The organism is Nocardioides sp. NPDC047086 (assembly GCF_040643685.1).
Lineage (GTDB): Bacteria > Actinomycetota > Actinomycetes > Propionibacteriales > Nocardioidaceae > Nocardioides.
In genome coordinates this window covers 73,545-93,316 of the sequence record NZ_JBEYUV010000024.1, presented here as the reverse complement: position 1 = coordinate 93,316, position 19,772 = coordinate 73,545, and the positions used below count along the sequence as shown (strand labels likewise).

The following is a 19,772-nucleotide window of genomic DNA, read 5'->3' as shown; positions in this document are numbered from 1 at the left end:
GTCGAGATGGCACCTGGGTGCCATCTCGACCGACCTGAGTGACGTCTCGGCCTGTGGGGCTAGACGGTCGTCGAGCTCGGCGGGGTCACGAGCGTCCGCAGCACCTTGCGGCGGTGGTGAACGGCCTCGGCGCTGAAGATGACCAGGGCGATCCAGACGATCGCGAAGCCGGCCCAGCGGCCGGGAGGCATCGCCTCGTGGGCGATGAAGACGCCGACGGCGAACTGCAGGATGGGCGCGAGGTACTGCAGCAGCCCGATCGTCACCATCGGCACCCGGATCGCGGCAGCACCGAAGCAGGCCAGTGGCACCACCGTGATGACGCCGAGGCTGATCAGCAGGAGTACGTGGAGGGCACCGTGCCCGACGAGTGTGCCGTTTCCGGTGGCCTGGAGGGCGATGATGAGGGCCAGCGCGAACGGTGCCGTCACGGCGGTCTCGACGGCGAGCGACTCGAACGGCCCGACCCCCGCGCTCTTCTTGAGCAGCCCGTAGGTGCCGAACGAGAAGGCCAGGATCAGCGCGACCCACGGCAGCCGGCCGTAGTCGATGGTGAGCACGACGACGGACACGAACGCGATCCCGAGCGCCACCCACTGCAGCTTCCGCATCCGCTCGCGCAGGATGATCACGCCCATCAGCATGGTGACCAGCGGGTTGGTGAAGTAACCCAGGCTCGTCTCCACGATCCGCCCGTTGTTGACGCCCCAGATGTACGTCACCCAGTTGATCGAGATCACCGCGGCCGCCGCAGTCAGCAGTCCGAGCTTGCGCCGGTCGCGCAGGATCGCGGCCACCTGCTCGCGGCGCCCCACGATCAGCACCAGCGCGCCGGCCACGACCAGCGACCACAGGATCCGGTGTCCCAAGATCTCCCAGGCCGCAGCGGGCTCCAGGAGCGGGAAGTAGAGCGGGAAGGCGCCCCACATGACGTACGCCGCGGCGCCGAACATCACTCCACGCCGCTGCTCACTCACAGCCTTACGTTACCGCTCCAGGTAACGACTTTTTACCCAAGGTCGAAGATCGAGACCTGTCGAGGCCGACAGGGCTGACGGGCTGACGCCTCGGCGGGGATCGGGTCAGACGGAACGGACGGCGACGATGTCGGCGAAGGCCTCGAGGGCCTTGCGGACCGGGCCCTCGGGGAGCGGCGCGAGGGCGGCCTTGGCCTCCTCGGCGCGGGCCTGGACGTAGGCGCGAGCCTCGGCCAGCGCCGGGTGGGCGCGCAGGAGGCCGACGCACTCGGCCAGAGCCGCGTCATCGGTGAGGTCGCTGTCGAGCAGCTCCAGGAGCCGGGCGTCACCGGGCTCGTTCGAGCGGCGGACGAACAGCACCGGGAGCGTCGGGACACCTTCGCGGAGGTCGGTGCCCGGCGTCTTGCCGGACTCGTCCGAGGCGATGTCGAGGATGTCGTCGGAGAGCTGGAAGGCGACGCCGACGATGTCGCCGTAGGCGACCAGGGCGTCCTGGATCTCCTTGTCGGCGCCGGCGAAGAGCGCACCGTAGAGCGCCGAGGTGGCGATCAGGACACCGGTCTTCCCGGCCAGCACCTCGAGGTGGTGGTCGACGGGGTCGACCCCCTCGGCCGGCGCGACGCCCTCGAGGATCTGGCCCTCGACGAGCTTGGCGAAGGTGGCCGCCTGGATGCGTACGGCATCGGGACCGAGCTCGGCGGTCAGCGACGAGGAGCGGGCGAAGAGGAAGTCGCCGGTCAGGATGGCGACGTGGTTGTCGAAGCGGGCGTTGGCGGTGTCCTCGCCGCGGCGCAGGAGCGCCTCGTCCATGACGTCGTCGTGGTAGAGCGAGGCCTGGTGGGTGAGCTCGACGACGCAGGCGGCGGTGATGACCTCGTCGGCGAGTGTCTCCGGGCCGCATTCGGCGGCCAGCAGCACCAGCAACGGCCGGAACCGCTTGCCGCCGGCCTCCAGCAGATGAGAAGCCGCTTCCGTGACGAACGGGGAGCTGCTGCGGGCGTAGCCCGCCAGCCTCTCCTCCACGATCGCCATCCGAGCGCGCAGCCGCTGCTCGAGCTCGGGATCGGTGATCGGGAGGGCGAGTTCAGGGGCTCGGTCGGTGGGTGCGCTGGTGCTCACCCGATGAATCCTCCCGCATCCACCAACAGGCTGAGCACAGGGCCCGGAATTACACCCAACAAGACGGTCGCGACAGCGCTCAGTGCGATCACGACGATGGTGGCGTACGACGGGGTCACGACCGCGGCCGCGTCCTCCCGCGGGTCGGTGAAGAACATCAGCATCATCACGCGTACGTAGAAGAAGACCGCGATGATGCTCGAGCCGATCGCCACCACGACGACGGGCCACTGACCGGCGCCCAGCGCGGCCGCGAAGACGCCCCACTTGCCGATGAACCCGGCGGTCAGCGGCAGCCCCGCCATCGAGAGCAGGAAGACGGCGAACGTCGCCGCGACCCACGGGTTGGTACGTCCCAAGCCCGCCCAGCGGTCCAGCGAGCCGACCTCGCCGTTGGGCCCTCGCACCAGGGAGACGATCGCGAAGGCGCCGAGGGTCGCGAAGCCGTAGGCGGTCAGGTAGAAGAGCACCGCCTGGGTCGAGCCGAAGGCGTCGGTCTGCACGCCGAGGAGGCCGGTCAGCAGGAAACCGGTGTGGGCGACGGCGGAGTAGCCGAGCATCCGCTTCACATCGGTCTGGACCACCGCGAAGGAGGCGCCGAGCAGCATCGTCAGCACCGCGATGACGCCGATCGCCGGGCGCCAGATGTCGCCCTCGGCGCCGAAGGCGACGTAGAAGAGCCGGAGCATCGCGGCGAACGCAGCGATCTTGGTGGCCGCGCTCATCCACGCCGTGACCGGCGTCGGAGCACCCTGGTAGACGTCGGGGGTCCAGGAGTGGAACGGCACCGCGCCGGTCTTGAAGAGCAGCCCGACGGCCATCAGGCCGATGCCGAGCAGCAGCAGCAGCGGGCTGGAGCCGCCCTCGGCTGCCACGTCACCGATGTCGGCCAGCGACATCGACCCGGCGAAGCCGTAGACCAGCGCGAGACCGTAGAGGAAGATGCCGGAGGAGAACGCGCCGAGCAGGAAGTACTTCAGCGCGGCTTCCTGGGAGAGCAGGCGGCGGCGGCGCGCCAGCCCGGTCAGCAGATACAGGGGCAGGGACAGCACCTCGAGGGCCACGAAGAGCATCAGCAGGTCGCCGGAGATGCAGAAGAGCATCATCCCGCCGACCGCGAACATCATCAGCGGGTAGACCTCGGTGTGCTCCAGTCCCCGCTGGGAGGCGGCCCGCTCGGCCGGCGTGCCCGGGAGGGCCGCGGCCTGACCTGCGAAGGCGCTCACGCCGTTGTCGAGGCGGCGCTCGGCGAAGAGCGCGACACCGCCGAGCGAGACCAGCAGCACGAGCCCCTGGGAGAAGACTCCCGGGCCGTCGACGACGAGGGCACCCTCACCGGTCGAGATGCCGAGGCTCGACCCGGCGCCGACGGCGACGGTCCCGGCGAGCGCGGCGACCAGGCCCGCCAGCGCCAGCGACACCTGGGTGTTGAACCGGGCGGCACGCGGCGCGAAGGCCTCCACCACGACACCGGCGCACGCCACGGCCAGCACCAGCAGGACCGGCCAGAGGGTGGCGTACGAAATTCCGGGGGACTCGAACATCGCGTCACTCACCTGCCTGGATCACATTGACGAGAGGCTCCACGACCGGCGACGCCGCCGAGATCAGCGGTCCGGGGACGAAGCCGAAGAAGAGAAGGGCGACGAGCAGAGGTGCGACGACGCCGACCTCCCGCCGGTCGAGGTCGGAGACCGGCCTGGAGAGCTGAGCGGGTCCGGTGAAGATGCGCTGGTAGGCCCACAGCACGTAGATGGCCGCGAGCACGATCGCGCTGACCGCGATGACGCCGACCAGCCAGTGGTAGTCGAAGGCGCTGATCAGGACCAGGATCTCGGAGACGAACTGGCTCAGGCCAGGCAGTCCCGCGGTCGCCAGACCGGCGATGAGGAACGTGCCGGCGAGCACCGGGGTCGCCTTCTCCATCCCCCGCATCGACGAGATCGAGGCGGTGCCCTTGCGGGCGATCAGGAAGCCGGCGATCAGGAACATCGCCGCGGTCGCGACCCCGTGGTTGACCATGTAGAGCATCGCCCCCACCAGGCCTTCGCGGGTCGCCGCGAAGATGCCGAGGGTGATCAGACCGAAGTGCGAGAGGGAGGTCAGACCGATCAGGCGAAGCAGGTCGTCCTGGCCGATCGCCAGCACCGCGCCGTAGACGATCGAGATCAGCGCCAGCACCACGACGACGGGCGTCGCCCAGGCGGACGCCTCCGGCACCAGGCCCAGGCAGAGCCGGATCATGCCGAAGGTGCCGATCTTGTCGAGGACGCACACCAGGAGCACCGAGGTCGGCGTGGTCGCCTGCTCGGTGGTGTCGGCCAACCAGGTGTGCACCGGGAACAGCGGCGCCTTGACCGCGAACGCGATGAACATCGCCACGAAGATCCAGCGCTGCGCCGTGGTGCCGATGTCGAGCTGGGCGAGGTCGCTGATCAGGTACGAGGGCGACCCGGCCTCCGAGGAGACCACGAAGAAGCCGATCAGCGCACCGAGCAGCACCAGTCCGCCGCCGAGCTGGAACATCAGGAACTTGAGCGCGGCTCGGGCCCGGTTGGGACCACCGTGCTGGCCGATCATGAAGTACGCCGGGATCAGCGTCGCCTCGAAGGCGATGTAGAAGACGAACAGGTCGGCGGCGAGGAAGGTGAGCAGGGCGAAGGCCTCCAGGGCCAGCGCCCAGGCGTACCACCGCTTGTCGTGGTCCTTGACCGCAGCGACCATCACCAGCGGCACCAGGACGACGGTGAGCATCACCATCAGCTTGCCGAAGCCGTCCATCTCGAGCGCCCAGTGGACGCCGAGCGGCTCCATCCAGACGAGATCGGTGTCGGGGGCCGTGAACATCGTGACGATGCCGGCGATCAGGGTGGCGATCGCGAAGCCGAAGGCCCACAGCTTCGGCCGGGCCGGCATCACCGCGGTGATCAGCGCGCCCGCGAACGGGACGAGGACGAGGATTGTCAGCAAGTCAGCTCACCACGATCAGGGCCAGGGCGACGAGGACCGTGCCACCGAGGACGGAGAGGGCATAGGAACGTACGTAGCCGGTCTGCGCCTTGCGGAGCTCACCGGCGATCGCCGCCAGGGCGATCGGGCCACCGCTCATCAGGCCGTCGACGGCGTACTTGTCGGTCGCGAGGGCACCGCGGGTGATCGCCATCCCGGGCGGCACCACGACGTCCTCGACGTGCGGGACGTGCAGGTAGGGAGTCGGCTCGGTCGTGATCGGGCGGCGCCCGAAGACGAACCCGGCCGCCGCGACCCCGATCGCGACGACGAGCACCGCGAGGACGGAGGTCGCCCACACCGGGAGCGGACCGTGGTGCTCGGCGTGACCGATCGCGACCACCGGCTCGAGCCAGTGCTCGATCCAGCCGCCGAGCGCGAAGACACCGCCGAGGACCGACAGCGCGGCGAGGACGACGAGCGGTCCGGTCATGATCCGCGGCGACTCGTGCGGATGTACGCCCTCGGGCCAGCGCTTGCGGCCGAAGAAGGCGAGCATCATCAGGCGGGTCATGTAGAACGCGGTCACACCGGCGGCCAGGAGGGCGATGATGCCGACCAGCCAGCTGTCGGCGAAGGCGACCTCGAGGATCTTGTCCTTGGACCAGAAGCCGGCGAACCCGGGGAAGCCGATGATGGCCAGGTAGCCCATCGAGAAGGTGAGGAACGTGACCGGGAGCGCGCGGCTCAGCGCACCGTAGTGCTTGAGGTTCACGTCGTCGTTCATGCCGTGCATCAGGGAGCCGGCACCGAGGAACATGTTGGCCTTGAAGAAGCCGTGGGTCAGCAGGTGGAAGATCGCGAACGCGTAGCCCGGCCCGCCCAGCCCCGCGGCCAGCATCATGTAGCCGATCTGGCTCATCGTCGAGCCGGCCAGGACCTTCTTGATGTCGTCCTTCACGCAGGAGATCGCGGCGCCCCAGATGATCGTCACCAGGGCGACGACCACGACGGCGGTCGAGGCGGCCTCGGCGGCGTCGAAGATGACACTGCTCCGGACGATGAGATAGACGCCCGCGGTCACCATCGTCGCCGCGTGGATCAGCGCCGAGACCGGGGTCGGGCCCTCCATCGCGTCCAGCAGCCAGCCCTGCAGCGGCACCTGGGCCGACTTTCCGCAGGCGCCGATGAGCAGCAGGATGCCGAGCCAGTTCAGGGTGGTCGTGGTGGTGTCGCCGATGTCGATCGCCGAGAACGACGTCGACCCGAAGGTGACGAAGCAGAGCGCGATCGCCAGGCTCAGGCCCATGTCGCCGACGCGGTTCATCACGAAGGCCTTCTTGGCGGCGGCGGCCGCGGACGGCTTGTGCTGCCAGAAGCCGATCAGCAGGTAGGACGCCAGGCCGACGCCCTCCCAGCCGAGGAAGAGGCCGACGTAGTTCTCCGCCAGCACCAGCATCAGCATCGCGGCGAGGAACAGGTTGAGGTAGCCGAAGAACCGGGTGCGCCGCTCGTCGTCGGCCATGTAGCCGACCGAGTAGACGTGGATCAGCGTGCCGACTCCGGTGATGAGCAGCAGGAACAGGCTGGAGAGCTGGTCGTAGAGCAGGTCGAACCCGACACTGAGGTCACCGGTGTCGAACCAGGTGTAGAGGTGCTGGACGACCTGCCTGCTCTCCTCGTCGCGGCCGAGGGCGGCGATGAAGAGGACCAGAGAGAGCACGAAGGAGGCACCCGCGAGCCCGACCGCGAGCCAGTGCCCGATCCGGTCGAAGAGCGCCGGCGCAAGCGGGCGCCCGATCAGGATCAGAGCCGCGCCGGCCAGGGGCAGCGCGATGACCAGCCAGATCAGCGAGAAGACGCCGCTGGCCTCGACAGGGTTCACCACTTGAGCATCCTTGGCTCGTCGACCGAAGCCGTGTTTCTGGTGCGGAAGATGGTCATGATGATCGCCAGCCCGACGACCACCTCAGCGGCAGCGACGACCATCACGAAGAACGCGGTCACCTGCCCGTCGAGGTTGCCGTGCATCCGGCTGAACGCCACCAGGGCCAGGTTGGCCGCGTTGAGCATCAGCTCGACGCACATGAAGACGACGATCGCGTTTCGCCTGGTCAGCACGCCTATCGTGCCGATCGTGAAGAGGATGGCGGACAGGATGACGTACGCCGTGGTGTTGTCCGTCATGCGTCCTCTCCTTCGTCCGTCCGGCCGCCGGCGAGAATCGCGGGGACCGACTTCGTGCTCTGCGACCCGTCCGGCAGCAGCGCCGGGGTGTCGTTGCTGTTGTGTCGCGCGAAGGTGCCCGGTGGGGGCAGCGGACCGAGGTGCTTGCCGTTCTTCGCGTAGTCGGCGACCCGCTTCTGGGCCAGGTCGGTCTGGCTCTGCTTCGGGTCGATCCGCTCCCGGTGGGCCAGCACCATCGCGCCGATCGCGGCGGTGATCAGCAGCGCGCTGGTCGCCTCGAAGGCGATCACGTAGCGGGAGAAGAGGAGGTCCGCGAGGCGCTGTACGTTGCCGCCCTCGTTGGCGCTGGACAGCCCGCGCATGGTGGCGATGCTCGCCTGGCCGACGCCGGCGATCAGGATGGCGCCCAGCCCGATCCCGAGGACGACGGCGAGCACCTTCTGCCCGGCGATCGTCTCCTTGAGCGTGTCGGAGGTGTCGACACCGACCAGCATGATCACGAACAGGAACAGCATCAGGATCGCGCCGGTGTAGACCACGATCTGCACCGCGAACAGGAACGGCGCCTCCAGCGTCGCGTAGATCATCGCGAGCCCGACCATGACCACGGCCAGGGACAGCGCCGCGTGCACGGGCTTGCGCGCGAACAGGAGGCCCAGCGCCGCGATCACCGTGACCGAGGCGAGGATCACGAAACTCATCAGTGGCCCCCGTTGGTTGAGCCGCCGGAGCCGCTAGGCGAAGGCGTGTCGAAACCAACACGGTCCCCTGCCGTGCTCGATCCGACCGTGTTGGTCTCGACACGCTCGGCCGCAGGCGGCCTCGCGGCTCGACCAGCGGACGGCTCCGGCGCGTAGTAGGAGGTGTCGTCGTTGCCGAGGAACATCGGGTGCGGCGGCGCCTCCATCCCGTCCTCGAGCGGCGCGAGCAGGTCCTGCTTCTCGTAGATCAGGCTCTCGCGCGAGGTGTCGGCGAGCTCGTACTCGTTGGTCATCGTCAGCGCCCGCGTCGGGCACGCCTCGATGCAGAGCCCGCACAGGATGCAGCGCAGGTAGTTGATCTGGTAGACGCGGCCGTAGCGCTCCCCCGGCGAGTAGCGCTCCTCCTCGGTGTTCTCCGCGCCCTCGACGTAGATGGCGTCGGCCGGGCACGCCCACGCGCACAGCTCGCACCCGACGCACTTCTCCAGCCCGTCGGCATGCCGGTTGAGCTGGTGCCGTCCGTGGAAGCGCTCCTCGGTCGGCTCCTTCTGCTGTGGGTACTGCTCGGTGACCGGCTTCTTGAACTGCGTCCCGAACGTCACCGCGAACCCGCTCACCGGGTCCCAGAAGCGCTCCTTGAACGTGCGGTCGTCGTTGCTCACTTGGCCTCCTCACGAGAGGGAAGAATGCGGACGCCGTTGGTCGTCGGCGGCGGGCCGAAGACCAGCGGCTGAGCGGCACCTCGTACGGCCCCGCCCTGCGGCAATGCCGGGGTCGGGAAGCCACCGGTCGGCGTGGTGACCTGGGCCTCCTTCTCCGGGAGCCGGTTGAGGAAGCCGAGCACGACGACGGCCGTGGCCGCCAGCCCGAAGCCGAAGAGGAACCAGTTGGGGCTGAAGCCGCCCTCGATCGCGGCCATCTTGATCACCGCGACGACGACGATCCAGGCGAGGCTCGCCGGGAGCAGGACCTTCCAGCCGAGCGACATGAACTGGTCGTAGCGCAGCCGCGGCAGGGTGCCGCGCAGCCAGATGAAGACCCAGATGAAGAAGAACATCTTCAGGAAGAACCACAGCACCGGCCAGTAGCCCTCGTTGGCGCCGGCCCAGACGGTGCCGAGGCCGAGCGGAGCCCGCCAGCCGCCGAGGAACAGCGTGGTGGCGAGCGCGCTGACGGTGGCCATGTTGATGTATTCGGCCAGGAAGAAGAGCGCGAACTTCAGGCTGGAGTATTCGGTGTGGAAACCACCGACCAGCTCGCCCTCGGCCTCGGGGAGGTCGAACGGCGCGCGGTTGGTCTCGCCGACCATCGAGACGCAGTAGATGACGAAGGACGGCAGCAGCAGGGCGCCGAACCACCAGTCCTGCTGGGCCGCGACGATCTGGCTCGTGGAGAGGCTGCCGGCCATCAGGAAGACGGTGACCAGCGCCAGGCCCATGCTCACTTCGTAGGAGATCATCTGGGCGCTGCTTCTGAGCCCTCCGAGGAGGGAGTAGGTCGAGCCCGAGGCCCAGCCACCCAGCACGATCCCGTAGATGCCGATGCTGGCGATCGCCATCACGAACAGCACCGCGACCGGCATGTCGGTCAGCTGCAGCGGCGTCTGTACGCCGAAGAAGTTGACCTCCGGGCCGAACGGGATCACCGAGAACGTCACGAACGCAGGCACGCAGGCCAGGACCGGCGCGGTGATGAAGACGATCTTGTCGGCCTTCTCCGGGGTCAGGTCCTCCTTGAGCGCCAGCTTCACGCCGTCGGCGAGCGACTGGAGCAGACCGAACGGTCCGTGCCGGTTCGGCCCGATGCGATGCTGCATCCGGGCCACGACCTTGCGCTCCCACCAGATGTTGAACAGCGTCAGCACGACGCAGACGACGAAGACCAGCAGGACCTTGATCGCGATGATCCACCAGGGGTCCTGACCGAACTGCTCCAGCCCGTTCACTGCTGTGCTCCTTCGACCGTGACCGTCGAACCCGGCGAGGCCAGATCTGCCCAGACCCCGCGACCGAAGCTGTTCGTCGGCACCCAGATCGTGTTGTCGGCCAGCTCGGCCGGCAGCGCCGGGAGCGTCCAGCTCCCCCGGTCGCCGGTGACCGTCACGACGTCACCGAGCTCCGCGTGCAGCGCGGCGGGGAGGCGTACGAACGCCGGGCGGGCGGTCGCTGCCAGCGCCTTGTCGCCCCTCTGCAGCGTCCCGTTGTCGAGCATCAGGTGCCAGGTCGCCAGGCGGTAGGTGCCCCCGTCGGTCGAGCCGCCGGAGCCGCTAGGCGGAGGCGTGTCGAGCGTTGTGTCGAGCGTTGTATCGAGCTTGTCGAGATGACCAACACGGTCCCCTGCCGCGCTCGATGAAGCCGTGTTGGTTTCGACACCGCTCGCTGCGCTCGCGGGTCTGAACGGAGTGGCCCCAACCAGCGAGGTCGTGATGTGCCCGAGGACCTCGGCGTCGGAGTAGGCCGCGGGCTTGTCGAAGACCTTCACGAACGGACGGCGGCGGCCTTCCCAGGTGACGAAGGTGCCGGCCTTCTCCGCGGCGGTGGCGACCGGGAGTACGACGTCGGCGCGCTCGGTCACGGCGGTGATCCGCTGCTCCAGGCTGACCACGAAGCCGGCCTGGTCGAGGGCGGCCAGGAAGGCGGCCGGGTCGGCGGTGTCGTCGGGGTCGACGCCGGCGACCACCAGGGCGTCGAGGCCGGCCCGGACGATGGCTTCGGCGTCGAGACCGCCTTCACCGGGGAGCAGGTCGGCCTCGACCGCACCCCGGTCGCCGGCGCGACGCGGCACCCAGGCGAGCTTCGCACCGGTGCGGTCGGCGAGCTCGGCTGCGGCGGAGTAGCCGCCGGGGCTGGTCGCCAGCCGCTCGCCGACCAGGATCACCGAAGCCTCGGTGACCCCGCTGACCTGCGACAACACGTCCTTCTCGGCACCGGGAGCGGTCCGGACGACCTCGGCTCCGAGCTTGCGAGAGCCTTCCGAGGCGTACGGGCTGAGGGTGGTGATCCGCAGGCCGTTCCGGTTGGCCTTGCGCAGCCGGAGGAAGAGCGTCCCGGCCTCGTCCTCGGGCTCGAGGCCGGCCAGGACGACATGGTCGGCGGCGTCGAGATCGGCGTAGGTGACGCTCGTCCCTGCCACTCGCGAGCGCAGGAACCCGATCTCCTCCTCCGACAGCGGACGGGCACGGAAGTCGATGTGCGGCGTGCGGAGCGTGTCGCGCGCGAACGTGGCGTACGCCTTGGCGTCCTCCAGCGTCAGGCGGCCACCGGGCAGCACGCCCACCGAGCCGGCACCGGCCAGCCCGGCGGCGGCGACGGCCACGGCCTCCAGCCACGACGCCGGCCGGAGCTCGCCGTCCTCACGGACCATGGGCGTCGTGAGCCGGTCGCGGACCGCGTATCGGAAGCCGAAGCGGTCCTTGTCGGAGATCCACTCCTCGTTGACCTCGGGATCGTTGCCGGCGAGGCGGCGCATGACCTTGCCACGGCGGTGGTCGATCCGGATCGCGGCGCCGCAGGCGTCGTGCTCGGCGACGCTCGGGGTCGAGACCAGATCGAAGGGCCGAGCCCGGAACCGGTAGTCGTCCGAGGTCAGCGCTCCGACCGGGCAGATCTGGATCACGTTGCCGGAGAAGTAGGACGAGAACGGTTTGTCCTCGGCGATGCCGATCTGCTGCTGGGCGCCACGCTGGATCAGCGCGATCCCCGGGTCGCCCGGGATCTCGGCGGCGAAGCGGGTGCAGCGCTGACAGACGATGCAGCGCTCCCGGTCGAGCAGCACGTTGGGCGAGAGGTTGATCGGCTTCGGGAACGTACGCTTCGTCCCCTCGAACCGGGTCTCGCCCTGGCCGTGGGACATCGCCTGGTTCTGCAGCGGGCACTCGCCGCCCTTGTCGCACACCGGGCAGTCCAACGGGTGGTTGACCAGGAGAAACTCCATGATCCCCTGCTGCGCCTTCACGGCCGTGGAGTTCTGCGTCTCCACCACCATGCCCTCAGCGACGGGGATGGTGCAGGAGGCCTGCGGCTTCGGGAACCCGCGGCCGTTGCCCGCGTCGGGGATGTCGACCAGACACTGCCGGCAGGCTCCGACGGGCGCGAGCAGCGGGTGGTCACAGAAGCGCGGGATCTCGATCCCGGCCTCCTCGGCCGCCCGGATCACCAGCGTGCCCTCGGGCACGGTCACATCGGCGCCGTCGATCTTGAGCGTCACATCAGTCACTGCTTGGCCTCCGCCCATGCGGTCGACTTCTTGGCGTCGAAGGGACAGCCACCCTGCTCGAGATGGGCGAGGTATTCGTCCCGGAAGTACTGGATCGAGCTCGTGATCGGGCTCGTCGCACCATCGCCCAGCGCACAGAACGAACGGCCGAGGATGTTGTCGCACTGGTCGAGCAGCAGGTCGAGATCCTCCGGCTTGCCGTCACCCTTCTCCAGCCGCTCCAGCACCTGCACCAGCCACCAGGTTCCCTCGCGGCACGGGGTGCACTTCCCGCACGACTCGTGCTTGTAGAACTCCGTCCACCGCAGCACCGCACGCACCACGCACACGGAGTCGTCGAAGATCTGCAGCGCGCGGGTGCCGAGCATCGAGCCGGCCGCGGCCACCCCCTCGAAGTCGAGCGTCACGTCCAGGTGCTCCTGGGTGAACAACGGGGTCGAGGAGCCACCCGGGGTCCAGAACTTCAGCTCGTGACCCTCCCGGATCCCGCCGGCCAGCTCGATCAGCTTGCGCAGCGTGATGCCGAGCGGTGCCTCGTACTGCCCCGGCTTCTTGACGTGACCGGAGAGCGAGAAGATGCCGACGCCGGCCGACTTCTCGGTGCCCATACCGGCGAACCAGTCGGCGCCGTTCTTCACGATCGCCGGCACCGAGGCGATCGACTCGGCGTTGTTGATCACCGTCGGGCTCGCGTAGAGACCGGCGACGGCCGGGAACGGCGGCCGCAGGCGAGGCTGGCCGCGGCGTCCCTCGAGCGAGTCGAGCAGCGCGGTCTCCTCACCACAGATGTAGGCCCCGGCACCGGCATGCACGACCAGCTCGAGGTCGTAGCCGGAGCCGTGGATGTTCGTGCCGAGATGGCCGGCCTCGTAGGCCTCGCGCACCGCAGCTCGAAGCCGCCGGATCACGTGCAGCACCTCGCCGCGTACGTAGATGAAGGCCCGCTCCGCGCGGATGGCGTAGGAGGAGATGATCACGCCCTCGACGAGCGTGTGCGGGCTCGCCATCATCAGCGGGATGTCCTTGCAGGTGCCCGGCTCGGACTCGTCGGCGTTGACCACCAGATAGCGCGGCTTGGGGTTCTCGGGGTCGGGTGGCGGCAGGAAGCCCCACTTCACCCCGGTCGGGAACCCGGCGCCTCCGCGACCGCGGAGCCCGGAGTCCTTCACCATCGTCTGTACGTCCTCGGGGGCCATCCCGAGCGCGACGTCGAGCGCGTCGTAGCCGCCCTGATCGGCGTAGGCGGGCAGCGTCCAGGCCCGCTCGTCGCCCCAGTTGGCGGTCAGCACCGGAACAAGTACGTCACTCATTGGACTCCCCCTCGCTGGTCGAGCCGCCGGAGCCGCTAGGCGGAGGCGTGTCGAGCGGTGTATCGAGCTTGTCGAGATGACCACCACGGTCGCTGTCGGCGCTCGATGGGACTGTGTTGGTCTCGACACCGCTCGCTTCGCTCGCGGGCTCGACCAGCGTGGCGGTGGCGATCTCAAGCCCTGCAAGTGACGCCGATCCGGCGGCGGGCCCCTGGTCGACGAGGCCGTCCTCGAAGCCGGCGAGGACCCGCTCGGCCTCGCGCCAGCTCGTGATCCGCGCGCCGCGGGAAGCCACGACCTCGCGGCCCTCGCGCAGGTCGTCGACCAGCTGCGAGGCCGACTCGGGGGTCTGGTTGTCGAAGAACTCCCAGTTGACCATCACCACGGGCGCGTAGTCGCAGGCCGCGTTGCACTCGATGTGCTCGAGCGTGATGCTGCCGTCGGCGGTCGTCTCGTCGTTGCCGACCTCGAGCTTCTCGCGCAGGCAGGCGAAGATCTCGTCGCCGCCCATCACCGCGCACAGCGTGTTGGTGCAGACGCCGACGTGATGACGACCGACAGGGTGGCGCTTGTACATCGTGTAGAACGTCGCCACCCCGCTCACCTCGGCCGGGGTCAGGCCCAGGACCTCGGCGCAGGCATGGATGCCCTCGGGCGTGACCCGGCCCTCCACCGACTGCACCAGGTGGAGCATCGGCAGCAGCCCGGACCGGGCCTGGGGATAGCGAGCGGCGATCTCGCGCAGCTCGTCGTAGGTCTCAGCAGCGAGCGTCATCGGTCGACGCCTCCCATCACCGGATCGATCGACGCGATCGCCACGATCACGTCGGCCACCATGCCGCCCTCGGACATCACGCTCGTGGCCTGCAGGTTGGTGAACGACGGGTCCCGGAAGTGGACCCGGTAGGGCTTGGTGCCGCCGTCGCTGACCACGTGAGCACCGAGCTCTCCGCGCGGCGACTCGATCGCGGCGTACGCCTGGCCGGCAGGCACCCGGAAGCCCTCCGTCACCAGCTTGAAGTGGTGGATCAGGGCTTCCATCGACTCGCCCATGATGTGGCGGATGTGGTCGAGGGAGTTGCCCTGGCCGTCGGGGCCGACGGAGAGCTGCGAGGGCCAGGCGATCTTCTTGTCGGCCACCATCACGGGGGCGCCGTCGAGATCCTTGAGCCTCTTGAGAGCCTGCTCCATGATCCGCAGCGACTCCCACATCTCGGCCAGCCGGATCCGGAACCGACCGTAGGAGTCGCAGGTGTCCCAGGTGATGACCTCGAAGTCGTAGTCCTGGTAGCCCGAGTAGGGCTGGGTCTTGCGCAGGTCCCACGGATAGCCGGTCGCGCGCAGGATCGGCCCGGTCAGACCAAGCGCGAGGCAGCCCTCCAGATCGAGGTAGCCGACCTGCTCCAGGCGGCCCTTGAAGATCGGGTTGGCGTTGCAGAGCGCGGCGTACTCGGTCAGGCGCTTCTTCATCAGCTCGATGAACTCGCTCACCCGCGCGACCGTGCCCTCCGGCACGTCCTGGGCGACACCGCCGGGGCGGATGTAGGCGTGGTTCATCCGCAGACCGGTGATGAACTCGAACAGGTCCAAGCACAGCTCACGCTCGCGGAACCCGATCGTCATCACGGTCAGCGCGCCGAGCTCCATGCCACCGGTCGCGATCGCCACCAGGTGGGAGGAGATCCGGTTGAGCTCCATCAGCAGGACCCGGATGACGTCCGCCTTCTCCGGCACCTCGGCGCCGATGCCGAGCAGCTTCTCCACCCCGAGGACGTACGCCGTCTCGTTGAAGATCGGGGACAGATAGTCCATCCGGGTGACGAAGGTCGTGCCCTGGGTCCAGGAGCGGAACTCCATGTTCTTCTCGATGCCCGTGTGCAGGTAGCCGATCCCGGCACGCGCCTCGGTGACGGTCTCGCCCTCGAGCTCGAGGATCAGCCGGAGCACCCCGTGGGTCGAGGGGTGCTGCGGGCCCATGTTGACGACGATCCGCTCGTCCTTGACGTCCTTGAGGGCGTCGGTCAGCTCGTCCCAGTCCTGGCCGGTGACGGTGAACGTACGTCCCTCGTCTTCTGTCGTCGTCATGAGTAGCTCCTGCGGGTGTCCGGCGGCGGGATCGTGGCGCCCTTGTATTCCACCGGGATCCCGCCCAGCGGGTAGTCCTTGCGCTGCGGGTGGCCAGGCCAGTCATCGGGCATCAGGATCCGGGTCAGTCCGGGGTGGCCGTCGAAGACGATCCCGAACATGTCGTAGGTCTCGCGCTCGTGCCAGTCGAGCGTCGGATAGATGCCCACCGCGCTCGGCACGTGCGGGTCCTCGTCGGGCGCGCTCGTCTCCACCCGCACCCGGCGGTTGTACGTCATCGAGAGCAGGTGGTAGACCGCGTGCAGCTCCTTGCCCTCGTCGTCGGGATAGTTCACGCCCGAGACCCCCGAGCAGAGCTCGAAGCGCAGCTCGTCGCGGAGCACCTGCAGAGCCTCGAGCAGCCGCTCGCGGCGTACGTGGAAGGTCAGCTCGCCACGGTGGATGACCGCCTCCGCCTCGGCGAAGGCGAGCGCGTCGGCGATCTCCTTGAACCAGCCTCCGTAGGGCTGCACACCGACGTCGCTGGTGCGGCTCGGCATCGCGTGCTGGCGGGTCAGACCGCCGTAGCCGCTGGTGTCACCGGTGCCCTGCACGCCGAACATGCCGCCAGGCTCGTTCTCGCTCACCGCAGAAGTCCCGTCTGGTCGATCAGCGGCAGCTGGCGCAGCGCCGCGGTCTCGTTGGCGACCTCCTCGTGCTCGGCGTTGACGCCCAGCGAGGTGCCCTGGATCTTGTCGTGGAGCTTGAGGATCGCGTCGATCAGCATCTCGGGACGTGGCGGGCAGCCGGGGAGATACATGTCGACGGGCACGATGTGGTCGACGCCCTGGACGATCGCGTAGTTGTTGAACATCCCGCCGCTGCTGGCGCAGACGCCCATCGCGAGCACCCACTTCGGCTCGGGCATCTGGTCGTAGATCTGGCGCAGCACCGGCGCCATCTTCTGGCTCACCCGGCCCGCCACGATCATCAGGTCGGCCTGGCGCGGAGAGGCGCGAAAGACCTCCATGCCATACCGGGCGAGGTCGTACTTCGGCCCGCCGCTCGTCATCATCTCGATGGCGCAGCAGGCCAGCCCGAACGTCGCCGGCCACAGGCTGGCCTTGCGGAAGTAGCCCGCCAGGCCCTCGACGGTCGTGAGCAGAACCCCGCTCGGGAGCTTTTCTTCGAGACCCATGTCAGTCCCAGTCCAATCCGCCGCGGCGCCACACATAGGCGTACGCCACGAACACCGTCAGCAGGAACAGGCCCATCTCCGCGAGGCCGAACCATCCCATCGCGTCGAACCTGACGGCCCACGGGTAGAGGAAGATGATCTCGATGTCGAAGATGATGAAGAGCATCGCGGTGATGTAGTACTTCACCGGGAAGCGACCGCCCAGCGCTTGCGGCGTGGCCTCGATCCCGCACTCGTAGGGATCCGCCTTGGCCTGGTTGGCGCGACTCGGTCCCACGACCGAGCTCATCACCACCGAACCGACCGCGAAGAGCGTCGCCAGTCCCGCCAACGCGAGCACCGGCACGTAGAGCTCCATCTCGCCTCCTACCCTGAGCGGCCCACCCCTTCTTGAGACTTTGTGAATAGAATCACAATGTGGGCCAACTCACATCCTGCCACTCCTGTGACGGATTGCAAGTGGGTTGCCGAAATGGCGCGCGCACTTTCTCGCCGAGGTTGAAATGTGCACCGGCATCCGGCGGCAAACGCTTGCACCACCACGCATGGCGGGGTTGTGACGGCTCAGACTTGGGAGCTGACGGCCGGCGCCGGCGTGTCGAGGAAGGCTCGGGGGATCACGACGATCCGCTTCTCGACATCGAGCAGTTGGGCGGGACTTCCGTCGGCGTTCGTCTGCATCACTTCGTACGTCACCGTGTGCGCGGTCATCCGCCGCTGCTTGAGCCACCCCTGGTGCCAGGCGACGCTTCCCCACGGTCCCTGGATCTCGAGCGACTCTCCCGCCGACCCGCCGATGGTGGCGCCGAGCGGGTACATCCCCAGCATCCATTGCTCGGCGCCGGCCAGCCGGGACAGCGGCCCCAAGGCGCCGAGCACCGCGAAGTAGATCGCGCCTCGGTAGAAGCCCAAGGTGACGAAAGCCAGGACGACGAGAACCCCGACTGCCGACGTCACGATGGGCGAGAGCCCGATCCGTTCCCGCATCCAGGCGTAGACGAGCCGTCGTCGCATGGCCCGGTCCACCTCGATGCGCACCCCCGACAACTGCGGCTCGATGGATCCTCTGCCACCCGCCGTCTCCAGCTCTCGTCGGATCACCGGACCGATGAGAGGGGCCGGGAGGTCGATCGACCCTGCGATCTCGTCCGGTCCCGCGGGGAGATAGGACGGCACCAGGTGCCCGCGATGCGGCTGCCGACATCTCACCAGCACCGGCCCGACGTCGACTCGGATGAGTCGCCACCAGGGGTAGAAGACCATCCGGTTGGGCGTGCGGATCCCCAGACCGCTCCCCGTCGCCCACGCCGTGAGCGCTGCCCCGACCGGGTAGTCACGCCGCACCGCGCGTCGCACGGTCCACAGCGGCACCACCAGCTGGAGCACGAGAATCGTGCCTCCGAGGATCGCTGCCGTCACAACCCGGAAGGTGTCGCCGATGGCGCCCGGCTCTGGGAGAAACCCCGCGAACCAGACCGCACCCGCCACCATCGGCGGCAGCACCAGCGCCGCGAACAAGTAGCCCGGATCTCGCAACCGCAGCCCTACGAGGGCCCGCCGCATCTGGCGCTGATCCTCAGCCGTGACGGTCCATCCGGTCACCGAACCCGGCACCACATCCATGTCCACCACGGCCTCCTCGACATCGCCGCAGCTCGGCCACCGCACCGTACGGGAAACCCGGGGAGGGATCCGGAGACCCGGGACAGAACCCCACATATGAGCGAAAAGTTGCGTACGCTCGGCGCCCAGGTCGTGCCAGAACTCCGCATGTGCGCGGATGTTGCAGGGTTGTGGTGGCTCAGACCTCGGTGCCGACGGCCGGCGCCGGCGTGTCGAGGAAGGCTCGGGGGATCACGACGATCCACTTGTCGATGCTGGCCAGCCCTCCACGCCGTCTGCGCTGCAAGATCTCGTACGTCACGGTGTGCTCGGTCGCCCGGACCTGCCGTAGCCATCCCCTGTGCCAGGCGACAGATCCCCACGGGCCCTGGATCACGACGGACTCACCCACCAACCCGACAACAGTCGCGCCGACCGGATACATCCTCGCGACCGGCCGCGCACCGCCGAGCAGCGTGGTCACTGTGTTGAGCAGCAGAATCACCATCCAGAAGATCGCAAACCGGTAGGCGCCGTCGATCAGATCGATCGCACACTGGAGGACTGCCAACACCGGGATCAGCCACCGCATCGCGCCCATCTGCCCCCGCATCCACTCTCGGCCAAGCCGCCGCTGAAGCGCGCGATCGATTACGACAGGTACTCCTGGCAGCGAGCCCTCCCCTGACTGCCCACGCGATCCCATCGCCATTTCCCTAGCAATGCCTGGGCCAATCAGCTGGACCGGGAAGTCCACCGACACCGAATGCTCTTCCGGGCCGGCTACGAGGGACAGCGGCACCGCCTGCCTCCACCGACCAACTGGCTGTGGGAACCGCACGAGCACCGATCCCCGATCGACCTGCGTGAGCCGCGACCATGGATAGAAAGCAAGGTGGTTCGGCGTACGAACGCCCATGCCGGACTTGGTCGCCCATGAGGTGAAGGTGGCGCCAATCGGGAAGTCGCGCTCAAGACGGCGGCGCACCGTCCATTCCCCACCCACTAACACGGGCACGAGGACCGCAACCGCCACTGCCGTGGCCGCCTTCGGTCCGATCTCGAGCGGAAGATCGGCACGTGGTGTGGTCAAGGCCCACAGGACGAGTCCCGCAAGGATCGGTGGAATGGCCACCCCGCCAATCCAGAAACCAGGGCTCGCGACCCGAATCCTCATCAGAGCCCGCTTGAGCCGCCGCTGATCTTCGAGCGTCACGGTCCAGTACGTCACCGAGCCCGGCACCACGTCCACATCCACGAGCGGCCCTCCTCAGCACCCCGGACTTCAGAGTCGGGCGCAGCGTAACCGATACCCGGGAGGGAGTATCCCCGTATTCCGACGGCTCGACAAGACCGTCGAAGCCGCACACCGCGCAGAAACGTGCCGAGTCGGCCCGTCCTCACCCCAGTTCTCGCCGAGTCGGCTCGTTATAACGAGCCGACTCGGCAA

At 68.4% G+C, this 19,772-nt stretch carries 18 protein-coding genes; all 18 read right to left on the bottom strand.

Annotated elements, in window-relative coordinates; genetic code table 11:
- Positions 1-59: 59 nt before the first annotated feature.
- Positions 60-977, bottom strand: a complete 918-nt coding sequence (gene rarD, locus ABZ796_RS17840) for an EamA family transporter RarD (protein ID WP_357338599.1) — start codon at positions 975-977, stop codon at positions 60-62.
- A 105-nt stretch (positions 978-1,082) separates the two neighbouring features.
- Positions 1,083-2,096, bottom strand: coding sequence for a polyprenyl synthetase family protein (locus ABZ796_RS17835; protein WP_357338597.1), 1,014 nt, complete (start codon positions 2,094-2,096; stop codon positions 1,083-1,085).
- Positions 2,093-3,640, bottom strand: coding sequence for an NADH-quinone oxidoreductase subunit NuoN (nuoN, locus tag ABZ796_RS17830; protein ID WP_357338603.1), 1,548 nt, complete (start codon positions 3,638-3,640; stop codon positions 2,093-2,095). The genes ABZ796_RS17835 and nuoN overlap by 4 nt, the downstream gene beginning before the upstream one ends.
- A 4-nt stretch (positions 3,641-3,644) precedes the next feature.
- On the bottom strand, positions 3,645-5,066 hold the full coding sequence (locus ABZ796_RS17825; RefSeq protein ID WP_357338595.1) for an NADH-quinone oxidoreductase subunit M: 1,422 nt from the start codon (positions 5,064-5,066) through the stop codon (positions 3,645-3,647).
- 1 nt (position 5,067) lies between these two features.
- Positions 5,068-6,933: an NADH-quinone oxidoreductase subunit L gene (gene nuoL / locus ABZ796_RS17820; protein ID WP_357338593.1), complete on the bottom strand. Its 1,866-nt coding sequence runs from the start codon at positions 6,931-6,933 to the stop codon at positions 5,068-5,070.
- Positions 6,927-7,232, bottom strand: a complete 306-nt coding sequence (nuoK, locus tag ABZ796_RS17815) for an NADH-quinone oxidoreductase subunit NuoK (RefSeq protein WP_008356449.1) — start codon at positions 7,230-7,232, stop codon at positions 6,927-6,929. The genes nuoL and nuoK overlap by 7 nt, the downstream gene beginning before the upstream one ends.
- Positions 7,229-7,933: an NADH-quinone oxidoreductase subunit J gene (locus tag ABZ796_RS17810; RefSeq protein WP_357338591.1), complete on the bottom strand. Its 705-nt coding sequence runs from the start codon at positions 7,931-7,933 to the stop codon at positions 7,229-7,231. The genes nuoK and ABZ796_RS17810 overlap by 4 nt, the downstream gene beginning before the upstream one ends.
- On the bottom strand, positions 7,933-8,595 hold the full coding sequence (nuoI, locus tag ABZ796_RS17805) for an NADH-quinone oxidoreductase subunit NuoI (protein ID WP_357338590.1): 663 nt from the start codon (positions 8,593-8,595) through the stop codon (positions 7,933-7,935). The genes ABZ796_RS17810 and nuoI overlap by 1 nt, the downstream gene beginning before the upstream one ends.
- Positions 8,592-9,878 (bottom strand): NADH-quinone oxidoreductase subunit NuoH, encoded by a 1,287-nt coding sequence (gene nuoH, locus ABZ796_RS17800; protein ID WP_357338589.1) that lies wholly within the window; start codon positions 9,876-9,878, stop codon positions 8,592-8,594. The genes nuoI and nuoH overlap by 4 nt, the downstream gene beginning before the upstream one ends.
- Positions 9,875-12,148, bottom strand: coding sequence for an NADH-quinone oxidoreductase subunit G (locus ABZ796_RS17795; protein ID WP_357338587.1), 2,274 nt, complete (start codon positions 12,146-12,148; stop codon positions 9,875-9,877). The genes nuoH and ABZ796_RS17795 overlap by 4 nt, the downstream gene beginning before the upstream one ends.
- Positions 12,145-13,458: an NADH-quinone oxidoreductase subunit NuoF gene (gene nuoF / locus ABZ796_RS17790; protein ID WP_357338586.1), complete on the bottom strand. Its 1,314-nt coding sequence runs from the start codon at positions 13,456-13,458 to the stop codon at positions 12,145-12,147. The genes ABZ796_RS17795 and nuoF overlap by 4 nt, the downstream gene beginning before the upstream one ends.
- Positions 13,451-14,233, bottom strand: a complete 783-nt coding sequence (gene nuoE / locus ABZ796_RS17785) for an NADH-quinone oxidoreductase subunit NuoE (RefSeq protein WP_357338584.1) — start codon at positions 14,231-14,233, stop codon at positions 13,451-13,453. The genes nuoF and nuoE overlap by 8 nt, the downstream gene beginning before the upstream one ends.
- The gene (locus ABZ796_RS17780) at positions 14,230-15,543 is read right to left on the bottom strand and encodes an NADH-quinone oxidoreductase subunit D (protein ID WP_357338582.1); all 1,314 of its coding nucleotides are present in this window, start codon (positions 15,541-15,543) and stop codon (positions 14,230-14,232) included. The genes nuoE and ABZ796_RS17780 overlap by 4 nt, the downstream gene beginning before the upstream one ends.
- Complete coding sequence (locus tag ABZ796_RS17775; protein ID WP_357338601.1) at positions 15,540-16,145, bottom strand: NADH-quinone oxidoreductase subunit C; 606 nt, start codon at positions 16,143-16,145, stop codon at positions 15,540-15,542. The genes ABZ796_RS17780 and ABZ796_RS17775 overlap by 4 nt, the downstream gene beginning before the upstream one ends.
- A 20-nt stretch (positions 16,146-16,165) precedes the next feature.
- Positions 16,166-16,720, bottom strand: coding sequence for an NADH-quinone oxidoreductase subunit B (locus ABZ796_RS17770; protein WP_091043013.1), 555 nt, complete (start codon positions 16,718-16,720; stop codon positions 16,166-16,168).
- Position 16,721: 1 nt separating this feature from the next.
- Positions 16,722-17,078, bottom strand: a complete 357-nt coding sequence (locus ABZ796_RS17765) for an NADH-quinone oxidoreductase subunit A (protein ID WP_091043014.1) — start codon at positions 17,076-17,078, stop codon at positions 16,722-16,724.
- Between the two features lie 206 nt (positions 17,079-17,284).
- Positions 17,285-18,349 carry a hypothetical protein gene (locus ABZ796_RS17760; RefSeq protein WP_357338580.1) on the bottom strand — a complete coding sequence of 355 codons (1,065 nt, stop codon included), beginning with the start codon at positions 18,347-18,349 and terminating at the stop codon, positions 17,285-17,287.
- Positions 18,350-18,521: 172 nt separating this feature from the next.
- Positions 18,522-19,580: a hypothetical protein gene (locus tag ABZ796_RS17755; protein ID WP_357338579.1), complete on the bottom strand. Its 1,059-nt coding sequence runs from the start codon at positions 19,578-19,580 to the stop codon at positions 18,522-18,524.
- Positions 19,581-19,772 lie beyond the last annotated feature (192 nt).